Raw genomic sequence first — 16,141 nt, 5'->3', positions numbered from 1 at the left:
CTTAGGGTCTTGACTAAATTACATTATCTTCCTATAATTTAATTAAAGGAGGAATGCTTATGTCCCTTATGGAAAATACTTTTTTATTAGGTGTTTTAGCAAGTGTTAGTGCTGGTCTCATGACTGGCGTGGGGGCTTTGCCTATATTTTTCACAAAAAATATTTCTGAAAAGATGTTGGATATTCTACTTGGTTTTGCAGCTGGGGTAATGTTAGCAGCTACTTCATTCTCTCTAATAATCCCTAGTCTAGATTATTCTGGCGGAGGATTAAAAGGAGCTTTAATTACTGGGTTAGGTATATTTGCAGGTGCAGTTTTTCTTGATCTAACAGATAAATATTCACCTCATGTTCATTTGCTTGATAAAAGAGAGGAAGGCGCAAGTGCGTCTTTAAAAAAGATTTGGCTTTTTATCATTGCTATAACTATACACAACTTTCCAGAAGGATTGGCTGTAGGAGTTGGCTTTGGTGATGATAATGTAAAGAACGGATTAAGTATTGCCTTAGGTATTGGACTTCAAAATATGCCTGAGGGGTTAGCTGTGGCTCTTTCCTTGGTTCGTGAAAAATACAATGTTAAAAAGGCATTTCTGGTTGCTTTGCTAACAGGATTAGTAGAGCCTATTGGCGGTTTAATGGGTCTTGGTTTAGTAAGTATATTTGAACCTATACTTCCATTTATACTGGCTTTTGCAGCAGGTGCAATGTTGTTTGTTATATCTGATGAAATAATACCAGAGACACATAATAATGGTAATGAAAGGGAAGCAACTTATGGAATTGTCATTGGATTCATTATAATGATGGTATTAGATGTAACTCTTGGATAATTAAAATAGCAGATAATTATCTGCTATTTTATATCTTTGCTGAAAGAAATTCATTTATTAATAGATCTAACTCTTGACTAATCTTTACTACCTTATCTTTATCCAAATCTTTTAAAACCATTTGATTTAGTTCTTCACGCATTGATTCTATTCTTGTCTTTAAGTTTTCTTTCGTACATTTTTCTCTCATGGCTATTCCCTTACCTTTCCCCTGTTCACCTTAGTAATCATTACCACTTTTCTCTATCTATTTGTTACAACTCTTATACCCTATAATAAGTTTAATTATCAAATATTTACCTTTTTTTTGCTCACCTGAATATTATAGCACTAAAGCTCAAATAATATACTAAAATAATTCCAAATTTTTCTACAAATTTCTGCATTTTTCTCCTATATTGTTATATAATATAGGAGATATAAATAAAGTCAGGAGGTAATATAATGAATAAATTATTAAGTAGATTTCTAAATTATGTTAAGTATGAAACGACTTCAGATGAAAGTGCCACTTGTGTACCTAGCACAGCTAATCAATATGAATTTGCTAAAATGATAGGAAAGGAATTGGAAGACATTGGTTTATCTCATGTATCCGTAGATGAAAATGGATATGTCATGGGAACTCTACCTTCTAATATAAAAGAGTCAGTTCCTACTATAGGATTTGTAGCTCACATGGATACTAGTCCTGATATGTCTGGTAAAAATGTAATGCCTAAAATCATAACTGATTATGATGGAAAAGACATAGTATTAAATGTCGAAAAAGATATTATTATGTCTATAAAAGATTTTCCAGATTTACAGAATTATATAGGCAAAGATTTAATAACTACAGATGGTACAACTCTACTTGGTGCAGATAATAAAGCTGGAATAGCAGAAATAATATCTGCAGTGGAATACTTGATTGAGAATCCTAGTATACCTCATGGCACAATAAAAGTTGGCTTCACTCCAGATGAAGAAATAGGCAGAGGCGCTGATTACTTTGATGTAGACAAATTTGGTGCAGACTTTGCATATACTGTAGATGGTGGACCTGTAGGTGAATTGGAGTATGAGAACTTTAATGCTGCTACAGCTAGAATTTCTATTCAAGGTAGAAATGTTCACCCAGGTACAGCTAAAAATATAATGATTAATTCTATTCTAGTAGCCTTGGAGCTTAATTCTATGCTCCCTGTAAATGAAAGACCTGAGTATACAGAAGGATATGAAGGCTTTTATCATTTGATGTCTTTTGATGGTTCTGTTGAAAAAACAGAAATTGGATTTATTATAAGAGATCATTCAATGGAGAAATATGAAAGCAAAAAAGAAACCTTGACTAAGGCAGTAGAGTTTTTGAATCACAAATATGGAAATATAATTAATTTAGAGATTACTGATTCATATTATAATATGAAAGAAAAAATTCTCCCTGTTATGTATATAGTAGATATAGCTAAAAAGTCCATGGAAGATTTAGGGATTCAGCCTTTAATTAAGCCTATTAGAGGTGGTACTGATGGGGCTAGACTTTCCTATATGGGATTGCCATGTCCAAACATTTTTACTGGTGGCCATAATTACCATGGAAAATTTGAATATATCCCAACATTTGCAATGGAAAAATCTGTAGATACAATTCTAAAAATAATTGAATTGGTTCAAGAAATGAAATAAATTAATAAAAGATTCTTCACTTTGGTGAGGAATCTTTTTTGCTTTGTTCATTATTTTTTCTTTGCAATTATATAATTCTTTATTTGATTTAAATATTCTTTGTTTATTTCCTTAATTATATGATTATTGATTGAATCTAACTCTATGCCATCTATAGTAGATATTGGCAATACATTAACTGATGTCCCTGACATAAAACCTCCATCTAGCTTGTTCAAATCATCCATATGGATACTTTCTTCTACTAATTTAATATTTAATTTATCACATACACTAAATATATGCTTCCTTGTAATTCCTATTAATACCTCAGTCCCCTTGGCAGTATATACTTTGTCACCCTTCACAAAGAACATATTAGAACGGCTACCTTCTGGTATATATCCTGATTTGCTAACAAGTAAAGCCTCGAAAGCATTTTTTTCTTTTAAAGCTTTAGCTACATCTTCTTTAAATGATGTAAATAGTACCTTTGCATTTGGATTACTTCTTTCATGATGAAATAAAATAGTATGGATTCCTTTTTCATAATACTCTACTGGTGGATAGAAGCTTTCAATATTATAAATCAAAAATATCTTGCCAATACCTTCTATTTCCGTAGATAAAAGCTTAATGTTTAAGTTCTCAACATTATTCTTTTGTATAAGTCTTTGAATATCTTGACTAATTTCTTCTTCATCTTTATCTAAGTCATATCCTATGATATTAGCTGAATCAAACATTCTTTTTAAATGATCTTCTAAAAAAAGTGGGACACCATCTACCGACCTAATTACCTCATATATTGGTGGTTTTTCAATTCGATTAAATATATCCTTTTTTTCTGTGCTTTCTAACTTTCCATTTACGATAAAATAATCTCTTATAGCTTCTGGTCTCAATGCTATCCCTCTTTTCTTTTATTTTCCTAGCTCATCAAGGTTTTTTATTACGATATCCTTTTTAATTCTTGTTAATGTAATACTTTTTTCTTCTAATGACTGCCTCATAGCTTCAATTGATAAATTAACCTTTTCCAAAGATTGTATTTTTTTATTATCATCTTCAATCTTCAACCTTGTTTTATTTGCTACTTCTTCTAAATTCTTTAATTGCTCTTGAGCTTCTTCATATTTACCTACTATTGCCTTTGCATAACTCTTATATACTGCTGATTTTACTCTATTTATTTCACCCCATATTTCGTCCTTATATACTTCAAGAATTGGAGCTAGATTTACCATGCTCTGGCTAGTATAGTCATATATACCCAATATATTCTTTTCTTCTACTGATTTTGTCAAAGCATTAATACTATCTTTAAATTTCTGAGTACTATTTTGATTGATACCTTTTTTTATTCCTTCTGATTCGTAATCATTCCACTTCTTATGTGTTTCTTCTATTTTTTTATTTAAACTTTCCCAAGTCGATAAAAGTTTCTCTTCCTTATCTTTAGGCTTTTTTTCACCTTTTTTATTTGTGTCAGTAGACTGATTACTTGATTGAGAACTTCCTTGTTTACTACTTGAATTTCCGCCTTCTTTTTTTTCTCCCATATTACCTTCAAGCTTAACCTTTTCTTGTTCTTTAGCCTTTTCCAACTCTGCCTTTTTTACTTCTTCATCAGTCCCATCTAATATAGATTCTATAATCTCAGTTTCTTTCAATATACCCTGTAATGAATCACTTAATTTGCCTAGAGAATCTGGAGCCTTATCTTTTTTCTTCAATTTAGTTGCCTGATTTTTGCTCATTTTACATCCACTTAAAATCAATATCGTAATTAAAAATAAAACAAACAATTTTACCGATTTCAAAATAATCACCTCTAGATTATTATCTCCAGAGGCAAGTTTATTATTAGAGAATAGGAGATAAAAGCCTAGAAATTGATTCTTTTATTTTGACAATCCTACTTCTTTTACCATATTCTTCTAATGTGATTTCTTTACAATATTGTAAATCATTTAAAAATCTATCTGTTAGTTTCAAATTCATGGATTCATCATATAAAAAAGCATTTACTTCAAAATTCAACTTAAAGCTTCTTATATCAAGATTTGCTGTACCTACTGAAGATACAAAATCATCCATCAAAACTACTTTTGAATGAAGAAAACCTTTTTCATAGGTAAAAAATCTTACACCTGCTTGCAAAAGCTCTCCCATATAGCTCATACTTGCCCAATATACAAAAATATGATCTGGTTTATTTGGAAACATAACCCTTACATCAAGACCAGACAATCCAGCCAGTCTAAGAGCTTCAAAAATACTATCATCGGGTATGAAATATGGAGTCTCAATATATATTTTTTGCTTTGCAGTTGATATCATCTTGAGATAACCATCTTTAATGCTTGGCCATTTTGAGTCAGGCCCTGATGATACAATTTGTATTCCTGTACTACCTTTAGTATCTTCATCTGCAAGATAGGTTTGACACCTTGCTATTTCACCACCAGTAGCAAATCTCCAATCCAGCAAAAATCTCCACTCTAGAGAAGATATGGCAGATCCTCTAATCTTTAGATGCGTATCTCTCCAATATCCAAACTTTTTAGATAATCCTATATATTCATCACCTATATTGAATCCTCCTACAAAGGCTTCCTTACCATCAACAATACAAATCTTTCTATGATTTCTATAATTAATTCTAAGACTTAGCAATGGCACAAATGGTGGAAAAAATATTCCAACTTCTGCACCTGCTGCTTTTAATTGTACAATATATTTTCTTGAAAACTTTCTTCCACCCATTCCATCTATTAAAAGTTTTACTTCTAGACCTTCCTTAGCTTTTTTGCATAATGCCTCTATTACTTTTTTACCAAGGTTATCCGATTTGAAAATATAGTATTGCATATGGATATACTGCTTTGCATTATCTATACTGTCTAACAACGCCTCGAACTTATCATTTCCTTCAAAAAACATATCAACAGAATTATCTTGAGTAAAAAATGCATCTGAACTATTTAAATGCATCTTTATTAAATCCTCATACTCAACATAATTAGGATCTCTATATTTATATTCATCATTATCAATCTGTTCTTCTTGAACTAAGGCTATATCACGAAAACAATAATCTTCTTCTTCCTTTGTCTTAAATAATTTTATCTTACTTAAATCCTGACCAAGAAAGAGATAGAGAATAAATCCTATACCAGGTAAAAATGTCAGAACCATGAGCCATAACCAAGTTGATGTTGGGTTTCTTCTTTCAAAAAAAACAAGTAATATTGCAAAAGTAATGTTTAGCAATAATATATTATTAAATATCCATTGAAAAATTGAAAATAGAAACTCCATATTATCACCCTATTTATTAATCATTTTTCTTTGACTTATATCTCTTATTGCTATCTAGTATCTTTTTCCTTATTCTAAAGCTTAGTGGTGTTATTTCTATTAATTCATCATCATCGATAAACTCTAAAGCTTCTTCTAAAGACATATTATTTGGTGGGGATAATCTTAATGCATCATCAGCCCCAGAAGACCTAACATTTGATTGTTGTTTCTTTCTACAAACATTTACATCTATATCTAGCCCTTTAGGGTTAGATCCTACTACCATACCAGTATATACTGGTACACCAGCACCTATAAATAATATTCCTCTATCTTGAGCAGAATAAAGACCATAGGTAGTTGATTCTCCAGTCTCAAAGGAGATAATTGATCCTTCTTTTCTCTTTGGAATATCACCCTTATATTTCTCATATCCTTCAAATATTGAGTTCATTATGCCATTACCCTTAGTATCTGTCATGAATTCTTGTCTATATCCTATAAGACCTCTGGCAGGTATAAGAAATTCAACCCTTGCATATCCGCCGTTTGATTCAGACATAGTAATTAACTCACCTTTTCTTTGGCCTAATTTTTCAATTATTGCACCCATAAATTCATTAGACACATCAATTGTGACCTTTTCAATAGGTTCCATCTTCTTGCCATTTTCCTCTTTGAAGAGTACCTCTGGCTTAGATACTTGAAATTCGTAGCCTTCCCTTCTCATGTTTTCTATTAGAACAGATAAATGAAGCTCCCCTCTGCCTGACACTTTAAATGCATCTGTAGACTCAGTTTCTTCTACCCTTAATCCCACATCCGTTTGTAATTCTTTGAAAAGCCTGTTTCTAACTTGTCTAGAAGTAACAAATTTTCCTTCTCTACCTGCAAAAGGACTATTATTCACTGAAAAAGTCATGGCTATAGTTGGTTCAGATATCTTCACAAATGGTAATGCTTCAACTGTATTAGAATCACATATTGTATCTCCAATATGAATGTTTTCTACACCTGTTATAGCTATTATACTACCTACTGTAGCAGATTGTACTTCTACTCTATTTAATCCTTCAAATTCAAATACTTTATTAATCTTAACTTTTTCTTGTTTTCCGGGATTAAGCATATTTACAATTACCGCATCCTGGTTAGTAGATATTCTACCTCTTTCAATTTTACCAATACCTATTCTACCAACATATTCATTATAATCTATAGTTGATATTAGAACTTGAAGTGGTCCTTCTGTGTCTCCCTCTGGTGCTGGTGTGTTTTCAACTATAGTTTGGAATAATTCATCCATATCTTCTACATCACTGTCCATATCTACAGAAGCAGTTCCTCTCTTTGCTGATGCAAATACAAATGGACAATCTAAATTCTTTTCATTTGCTCCTAATTCAATAAACAAATCCAATACTTCATCTATTACTTCATTAGGTCTTGCTTCTGGTCTATCAACTTTATTGATACATACTATAACTGGTAAATCTAATTCAAAAGCCTTTTTCAAAACAAATTTTGTTTGAGGCATTGGTCCCTCAAATGCATCCACTACTAGTACTACACCATTTACCATTTTAAGCACACGCTCTACTTCTCCACCAAAATCAGCATGACCTGGTGTATCTATTATATTAATTTTAACATCCTTATAATATACAGCAGTGTTCTTTGCTAGGATTGTAATGCCTCTTTCTTTCTCTATATCATTGGAATCCATTACTCTATCCTCTACTACTTGGTTAGCTCTAAAGACTCCTGATTGCTTTAATAAACTATCCACTAAAGTGGTCTTTCCGTGGTCTACGTGGGCAATAATTGCAATGTTTCTAATATCTTCTCTTATGGTCTTCATACAACAAATCCTTTCATTTTTCAAATTCTTACATATTAAAGATTCTTACATATATCTTTAACAGAATTCATTTTATCATACTTTCCTTATAAATCAAATTAATATGTTTTATATTTTAGAAAAAACTGGTATAGCCTAATTAAAGGTATACCAGTTTTATTTTAAGTCCTATCTTCCTAGACTTCTAATATTATCAATTGGTTGATTATCTAGTTAGATAAAGCAATTTTTTCTAGCATATTTATTCCCCCTGATGAATGATCTCGATAGCCTTTTCAAGCAATTCATCTCTACCTTCTTTTATAGCTTCAATGGTTGGATGTATGACTATATCAGGCTCTATACCTATTCTCTGTATTTCACCACCGTCAAGATAATATACTCCAAGGCCAGGTATTTGCGTTCTGATATACCCTGGAAGATATAGACTACTTATCTCACCATTTGAACCGGCTGAATTGCTACCAATTACTATTGTATTAGGAGATGTTTTAAAAAGCATAGTAGCAAGTTCAAATTGACCTTGAGTTTCTTCATTAATAATTAGAACAAGCTTCCCTTGATAATGAGTTCTACTAGTAACTCTTATTCTTTCATTAACATCTTGGAAACTGAAGACACCAGGGTCTTCAAGGCTAGTTTTCGTAAAGTTAGCATATTCTGTGCTTTCTTCCAAGAAATAACTACCTAAGATCTCATTATATGAGGCCAAAGAATAAGATCTTAAGTCAACTATTATTCCCTTTTTATTATATGTTCTATATATAAACTCTCCTTCATTTTGACTTCTAAACAAGCCAATGTTCATGTATCCAATATCAGAATCTATATCTTTATAATAGGAATCTGAATATCCAATATAGTCAGATTTTTTACTATTTATACTTCCCTGTTTATAACAAGCCAATTCCAGTAGATAATTTTCATCATCACGAATAAATTCAATACTTAAAGAGTCCTCATTAGTTCTTAAAATATCTTTTGATATTTTTGAAAGTTTACTAGGATAATTTGATGCAGGAATATAGGGCTCCATTTCAACAACTATTTCTTCTACAGTCTTGTTACTTATTTTACTTATTATATCTCCAAGTTTAAGTCCAGACTCTTCACCCAGTTCTTTGTCATAATAACCTGTTACTATTAAGTTACCTTCTACAAAAGTAACTTTTATAGGTGGGTAATTTACTCCCAAATGATTTTCCAATGCCTTACTATCTTCTATCCCAGCATTTGAATCATTTATTCTAGTAATTAACTCTAAAGAAACAAGTTGATAGTCTAATTCGTCTGAAGCCTTTATGAACTTAGGTATGAATTCTTCTAATACATTGTTCCAGTCCTCTTCTATCAAATACTTATAAGGATAGTAGTATTCAATTATATTCCAATATCGATACAAGGATAATAGACGGTATCCAGTATCTGGATATCTCATAATTGCATAGGATTTTTCATTTGAAAAAATTGGAACTAGATTCTGACTATTTATATTGACATATTTGTTATTTAATCTCCTTCTAGCATTCTTTATATGCGTAAGCTGTGATACTAATTCTTGACTTAGATTAAAATCCTCAATCCATTTAAAATCTACATCTTTTTTTATTTCTGACTCATTTTTTAATGGGAAATTACCAGCTTCATATTCTCCTAGGCTAGCTATCCAAGATAATAATATACTATCTCTCTCTTCTGGCTTTTCCACTTCTAGAATCATAGGCAATACCCTAAACAATTCATAATCCCAGTTATATTCTCCCTTAGCCACATAAGGATGATAGTACTTCAAAAAACCCCAAATCTTACCTATAATCTTTAGATTTTCTATATTATCGTCTGTAAGATTTAATTCATCTATTTTTGACCCAGCATTAAATTCATTATCATTTGCAACTTTATCTTCAACCTTATAGAAAATATAATCACTTATAATTTCCTCTTCTGATGATTCAATCACGCTTTGCTCTAGATTTGTAGAATTACAAGCTACTAAGAAAAGACTTAAAGCAATTATTAATATTATTTTTCTCATAAAACTTACTCTCCTTTTCCTGATATCTATAGGCCCTCTATCTTACTAAACTTCTGATATTCTCTATAGCTTGATTATCTATTATTTTTCTAAGTGGCAAATAGTAAGTCAATGTAGTTGTTGCAAAGAATATAATACATATTATTATATGAATTGGCCAAGGATATAGCCAAATGGCCTTACTTAAAATATAGTTAATATATTTTCCTAGACTCATGGATATAAAAGCACTCTTTCCTATGGAAGTAAATGATATAGTAAAAGCTAAGGCCATATGGAATACTATCAATGAGATTAAACCATAGAGAGCTCCTAGTATTAAATATAGTTTCTTAAATTCTTCCTTTGTAACTCCCAATGCCTGCAAAATACCAATCCTATCTCTTTCCTGTTCCAGTTTTGATTTGGATGTATTGTAAAGTATGATGATATTAATCAATGCAACTACAAGTCCTAGCATTAGTGGGATAGTGGCTGAATTAAGGGCAGTTTTTAATGCAAAATCATTACCCTCTTTATATTCATGTAACTTAAATCCACCTTCCTTCGCCATTTCATTCATAATCGTCAATGATTCAGTTTTAAATGAACTTTTATCGGTTTCAATAAAAACCCATGACTTCCCATACATAGTAGGCATCCTCCACTGTATTAAATCTAACATACTAATTTTACTCTTTGCATACCTACTTTTAATAGTAGATGGGTATAATCTCTCTATTAGTTTATAGGAACCCACTACTACTGGATTTTCAATAGTCTCTGAAAAAGGCCATATACCCTCTTCTGGAAAGTAGTGAATAATTGCCCCTACTTTTAGATCAAAACTTTCGACATATTTACTTGAAATAGATTCTCCAATTGATTCATATGGTATTGTAATATATATGGTGTCAGCAATTCCTATACTATTGTCCTGTGAATAACCCTCGCTTTTTCGGAAATCATAGCTAATATCATAAAGCTTATTATGCTTTAGTAGTATCTTCATTCTATTACTTTGCTTTGTATCCATCAGAATGGTCTCATCATTATTGTCTTTATTAGAATTGTCTTTATTAGAATTGCCTTTATTAGAATTTTCTACTATCCTATTATAAATTGGAGATAATATAAGGACTTCTTTTCCAGCTTCAAATCTATCTTTATCTAAACTTCCTTTAGTTATAGCCTTTTCAAATTTCCTATAGATTTCAGTATCTACATCAATTCCATATATATTACTTACAACTCCTTCATCCATAAGATATTCTGCATTATAACTTTTATATATAGAATTTTTTCTCCCGTAATGCTCCCTAGTCAAATGAGAAGGTAATAAAAACTTAAATATATAATGAAGTCTATTTTGTTCAATTCCTTCATACCACAAGTAAGCACCTACTCCACCCTTGTAAGTATCAACATTAGTTACTCCATCTATTAACTTAAGCTCTTTTGTATACTTATCTATATCTTCTTGAGGCAACCCATAATTCACTTCAAATCCATAAGATGGTTTCCCAGTAACTATTATATTATCTCTATAAAAAGCAAAGGATAAATAGGAACTAAAAAGAGAGCCTAATAAGACAGATATAGTAATGGTATATAAGCCAAGTGCCATTAAATATTTACGCTTATTATACTTAATGTTCTTTAATGAAATCCTTGTAAAACTTTGTATCTGTATATTTAAGTCTGCTTCTTTCCTTACTCTATTGATTTTCTTCTTATTAAAAATTTTCTCTAGTCTAGCTTTTAAAGTCTTTTTTCTCTTAGGTGGTTGTGCTATAGTCCCTGTTAGTGGAATCTTCATAGATAGTATCATTGGAGCTAAGATACCTATAAGTACTGCTATACACCCGACCAATATACCTAGAAACATTAATATATAATCAATATGATAGTTTAACTCAGTCTTTCCGTATTTGTTCACTATTCCTAGGGCAACTTTTCCTAATCCCATTCCAGCAACTATACCTATAGGAATTATTATAATAAGCAGATTAATTACTTCCCATAATATGAGTTTTGCTATTTGATTATTAGTTGCACCAATAGCCTTTAATAAGGCAATCCTTCTAGATCTTCTTCTGATTTGAATTAAGTATATTAAAAATACTGAAATGACTGTAGCTATAAATATTCCTAATAATATACTATAGGTCAATGTTCCCTCTGTGGAATCTTCTGTATCTGAATGTAAATAGGTGTTTATCCTAAGGTTTTCAAATTTATCTAGATACTTATTAGAAAAATTCTCTACTTTTAACTTTGTATCTATAAATAAATTATATGGAGTTTTATACATACCAGTTTTTATTACCTTGCTCATAAGATATCCATCTTCAATAAATTTTCTTCCTGTCTCTTCTGTTATAAAAGAGTTAGGAAGAGTATTATTGTTTCTATCCCATAAGTCACTATAAGTTTGGATAATCCCTGTAATAACCATATTTCTACTTATAGAATATCTTCTGTTTAATATACCACCGTATCTTGGAACATCGTCAAAATATGCAGTAGGATCATATTCCTCATTTTCATTTAATCTTAAAAATTTATATATATAAGAGGTTAAGCTACTAATTTCAGTTCCATTATAACTCTCCAAGGATTGAATATTTCTTTCAATTTGATATACATTATTAGCAAATATCTTTTCTATATTAGTAACTTTTATTATTCTATCTTCAATGAGTTCTTCTATCTCAGCTAGAATTCTATCATTTTGTCCTGTAGTTACTGTCTGTCTATCCCTTTCTATAAAGGGAAAATCTATTCTTACCCGAATTGTATCTCCAACTTTAATATCCTCTGGAAATTCCTTCAGCTGACTGAATTCTAGGGCAATTTCGTCAACTGCTTCTGGCATCCTTCCCTCATGTAATTGAAAAGCTCCTATATCTATGAGTTCTTCATTTATGGTGCCTAAAACCCCACAGTTAGCTGTTTTCCCTATTATTCTACTAACTCCTAGTTTATCAACATCATCTAATTCTAATAAGCTTGTTTCTATATCCTGGTCTGTATTGTAATATGAAAAATCCCATTCTCCAAACATGGCAACTTTTTGCTCATACTTGGTTACTTCAGAACTGGAATGTAAAATTGTCGTTATTGCAATAAAGAGAAATGATAAGATAATTACTGATGAAAGTATAATTGTATCTTTTTTCCTTCCCTTCATACTAGATAAAGCAATTTTTCTTAACATATATAGCACCCCCTGTTTATCAATTAATTGTTCTTATTTACTGGGTAAATCAAATATACCTACCTTCCTAAACTTCTAATATTATCTATTGGTTGATTATCCAATATCTTCTTTAGTGGTAAATAGTATGTTAGTATAGCAGCTATAAAGAATACAATACATATTGATATATGAATAATCCATGGATATAACCATAGTTGGCCTTTTATAACATAATCAATATATTGGCTAATATTCATTAGCATAGGTCTACTATTTCCTATGGATGTAAACATTACAGCTATAATTAACACTATATGTGATATCAATAAAGAGATTAGGCCATAGGAAAATCCCATTATTAGATATTGTTTTTGAAACTGTTCCTTTGTAACTCCTAATGCCTGGAAAATACCAATTCTATCTCTTTCTTGTTCTAGTTTTGATAAAGATGTATTATAAAGTATAATACTATTGATTATCGCAACTGCAATTCCTAGAATTGCTATGATTAATGTGAAATTGAATGCCTTTCTATATACAATATCGTTAGTTTCCTTATAGTCATGTAATTTAAATTCCCAATCCCTTGCTCTTTTTTGTAAGCTAGTTTGTAATTGAGCTTCAAATGATTTACTATTAGTTTCTACAAAGATCCATGTTTTACCGTATCTTGTAGGAGTTAAAGTCTTTATCCTGTCATATAAATTTCTAGCATCTAGCCTTCCCTTACCTGTGATAGTTGTAGGATATAATCTTTCAATTAAATTATAAGAACCTATGACTACTGGGCTCTCTATAGTATCTGAAAAAGGCCATATACCTTTCTCTGGAAAATAATAAATCAATGCTGCTATTTTTACATCATTAAATGTAACATCATTAATCTCTTTTTCAGTAGGTATTGTTAAATATATGGAATCTCCGATTTCAATGCTACTTTCCTGTAAATAATAATTGCTCTTGCGGAAATCATAAGTCATGCCATAGAGATTCTTATATTCGAGTAATTTTCTAACCCTATTTTTTTGTTCTGTATTAGATAGTATGTCTTTTTCATAATACTGATCAACCTCTTCTAAATCACTTCCTAACTCACCATAAATGGGTAACATTAAAATTACTTCTTCTCCTGCTTCAAATTCTGCTTTATTTAGGCTTCCCTCAGTTATTGAATCTTTAAATTCATTATATATGCTTTCATTTACATCAATACCATATATATTTGTAACTATTGCCTCTTTGACCAGATAATCATTGTCTTTGTTCAAATTACTATAGTCAGTACTATTTAGTCCAAAATGTTCTTTTGATAGATAGGATGGTAATATATTTCTAAATCCATTGTGTATCACATTATTTTCAATGCCTTCATACCATAGAAATGCATGCTCTCCTCCTTTAAATAAATCAACATTGGTCACGCCTTCGATTGAGTTAATGTCCTCTGTAAAATTCATTATTTCATCCCTAGTTAATCCATAATTTACTTCAAAACCATAAGATGGCTTACCAGTAATAATAATATTGTTGATGTAATCTCCAAAAAATAGAAAGCTTAGAAAGACACATCCTAATAATACAGTTATGGTGATAGTATATAGTCCCAATGTCAATAGGTGTTTTCCCTTATTATGTTTGATGTTTTTCAAGGATATTTTTCCAAAGGTCTGTATCTTCATATGAAAATTTACTGGCTTTATCTTACCATTTGCTTTTACTGCTGATTTCTTAGGATTTAAATCTTTTGACTTAGATTTATCATTCTTAAATTTCATTAAGATACTTTTCCTTCTAGGGGGTTCTGAAATGGTTCCAGTTAGTGGTATTTTCATAGACATTATCATAGGTGCTATCATACTGATAAATATAGCCAAAATACCTATTAATACACCTAAAAGTGTTAGACCATAATCAACATGAAAATTCAACTGAGTTTTGCCATATTTATTGGTGATAAGCAAAACTATTCTCCCTACTCCTATTCCACCAGCTACACCTATGGGAATGGTCATGATTAATATATATAATACTTCCCATAATAAAAGCTTTCCTATTTGGTCATTAGTTGCTCCAATGGATTTTAATAAAGCAATTCTCCTAGTCCGCCTTTTCATTTGAGTAAAGTATATTAAAAACACTATAAAAATTGTCGCTACAAATACTGATAATAAAATGCCATATACTAGTATATTTTCTGTGGATCCTTCAATATCTGAATGGAGATAAGAATTTACCCTCAGTTTCTCAAAGTCATCACTATATGTATTATAAAATTTTTCTGGCGAGAGCTTAGTATTTATAAATAAATGGTAGGCCGTTTCATAATTGCTAGTATCTAATTCCTTAGTTAAAAAGTAGCCCTTTTCAATAAGTTGCCTCCCTGTATGCTCTGTTATAAAAGCATTGGCAACAGAATATTGACCGCTATCCCAAAGATTGCTATATGTTTGAAATATTCCTGTTACGGTCATAAATCTAACTATATAAGCTTTTTGATTTATCATAGTTCCATACTTTGTTGTATTTTCCTTAGTTGCTTCTGGGTCATCTACTAGTTCATCTTCATCCAATCTTGTATACATATATGCAAATCCTGTTTTTACCCCAACTTCTGTTCCATCAAAGGCTTCCAAGGATTGAGTGTTCCTTATGTTTTTAATAGCATATTTATCATAAATCTCAACTATATTTAATGCTCCCTTGGGTTCTTGATTAGCTTCTATTTCTTGAAGGGTTGGGAGTATTCGTGCCATTTGTTCCTTCATAGCGTTTATTTCATCACCTTCAAAAATTGGAATATCTATCCTTACAGGGATAACATCCCCAACTTTAATATCACTTGGAAATTGCTTAAGCTGATTTAATTCCAGGGCAATTTCATCATCACCTTCTGGCATCCTTCCTTCATATATGTGGAACGACCCTAAATCTACCAATTCTTGATTAATAGTCCCCACGATTCCACAGGTTAATGATCTCCCTATGATTCTACTAACTCCTAGTTTTTCCACATCTTCTAATTCTAATAAACTATTTTGTATATCTAAATGCCCATTATAATATACTAAATCCCATTTCCCAAACATTGCAGATTTTTGTTCATACTTAGTCTTTTCAGAGCTAGCATGAAAGACTGTGGTTATTACAATAAATATAAATGATAATATGATTACAGATGATAGTATAAAAGTATCCTTCTTTCTTCCTTTCATACTAGATAAGGCTATTTTTCTTAGCATATCCACACCCCCTGTTTACTCTATTTCCCCCTAGTA

General features: G+C 30.9%; 10 protein-coding genes. 2 read left to right on the top strand and 8 right to left on the bottom strand.

Features of this window, described 5'->3' with window-relative positions; all coding sequences use genetic code 11:
- The first annotated feature begins 68 nt into the window (after positions 1–68).
- Positions 69–833: a ZIP family metal transporter gene (locus tag RIN63_RS14315; RefSeq protein ID WP_310445428.1), complete on the top strand. Its 765-nt coding sequence runs from the start codon at positions 69–71 to the stop codon at positions 831–833.
- 28 nt (positions 834–861) lie between these two features.
- On the opposite strand, the gene RIN63_RS14310 is transcribed toward RIN63_RS14315, so the two are convergent.
- Positions 862–1,023 (bottom strand): aspartyl-phosphate phosphatase Spo0E family protein, encoded by a 162-nt coding sequence (locus RIN63_RS14310; protein ID WP_310445427.1) that lies wholly within the window; start codon positions 1,021–1,023, stop codon positions 862–864.
- 254 nt (positions 1,024–1,277) lie between these two features.
- Between RIN63_RS14310 and pepT the strand changes: the two genes are divergently transcribed.
- Positions 1,278–2,504 carry a peptidase T gene (gene pepT / locus RIN63_RS14305; RefSeq protein ID WP_310445426.1) on the top strand — a complete coding sequence of 409 codons (1,227 nt, stop codon included), beginning with the start codon at positions 1,278–1,280 and terminating at the stop codon, positions 2,502–2,504.
- 50 nt (positions 2,505–2,554) lie between these two features.
- Here pepT and RIN63_RS14300 read toward each other — a convergent pair whose 3' ends face one another.
- From RIN63_RS14300 to RIN63_RS14270, 7 genes are all read right to left on the bottom strand, one after another.
- On the bottom strand, positions 2,555–3,388 hold the full coding sequence (locus RIN63_RS14300) for an aminotransferase class IV (RefSeq protein ID WP_310445425.1): 834 nt from the start codon (positions 3,386–3,388) through the stop codon (positions 2,555–2,557).
- Between the two features lie 18 nt (positions 3,389–3,406).
- Positions 3,407–4,306, bottom strand: a complete 900-nt coding sequence (locus tag RIN63_RS14295; RefSeq protein WP_310445424.1) for a hypothetical protein — start codon at positions 4,304–4,306, stop codon at positions 3,407–3,409.
- Between the two features lie 43 nt (positions 4,307–4,349).
- Complete coding sequence (gene cls, locus RIN63_RS14290; protein WP_310445423.1) at positions 4,350–5,807, bottom strand: cardiolipin synthase; 1,458 nt, start codon at positions 5,805–5,807, stop codon at positions 4,350–4,352.
- Positions 5,808–5,823: 16 nt separating this feature from the next.
- Complete coding sequence (gene typA / locus RIN63_RS14285; protein WP_310445422.1) at positions 5,824–7,650, bottom strand: translational GTPase TypA; 1,827 nt, start codon at positions 7,648–7,650, stop codon at positions 5,824–5,826.
- Positions 7,651–7,891: 241 nt separating this feature from the next.
- The gene (locus tag RIN63_RS14280; protein WP_310445421.1) at positions 7,892–9,685 is read right to left on the bottom strand and encodes a S41 family peptidase; all 1,794 of its coding nucleotides are present in this window, start codon (positions 9,683–9,685) and stop codon (positions 7,892–7,894) included.
- Positions 9,686–9,722: 37 nt separating this feature from the next.
- The gene (locus RIN63_RS14275; protein WP_310445420.1) at positions 9,723–12,884 is read right to left on the bottom strand and encodes an ABC transporter permease; all 3,162 of its coding nucleotides are present in this window, start codon (positions 12,882–12,884) and stop codon (positions 9,723–9,725) included.
- Positions 12,885–12,943: 59 nt separating this feature from the next.
- A complete protein-coding gene (locus tag RIN63_RS14270) occupies positions 12,944–16,105 on the bottom strand; it encodes an ABC transporter permease (RefSeq protein ID WP_310445419.1) in 3,162 nt (1,053 codons plus the stop codon).
- Between the last annotated feature and the right edge of the window lie 36 nt (positions 16,106–16,141).

It is taken from the genome of Tissierella sp. (assembly GCF_031460495.1).
Lineage (GTDB): Bacteria > Bacillota > Clostridia > Tissierellales > Tissierellaceae > JAVKTS01.
This window is presented reverse-complemented; position numbering and strand designations above follow the sequence as displayed.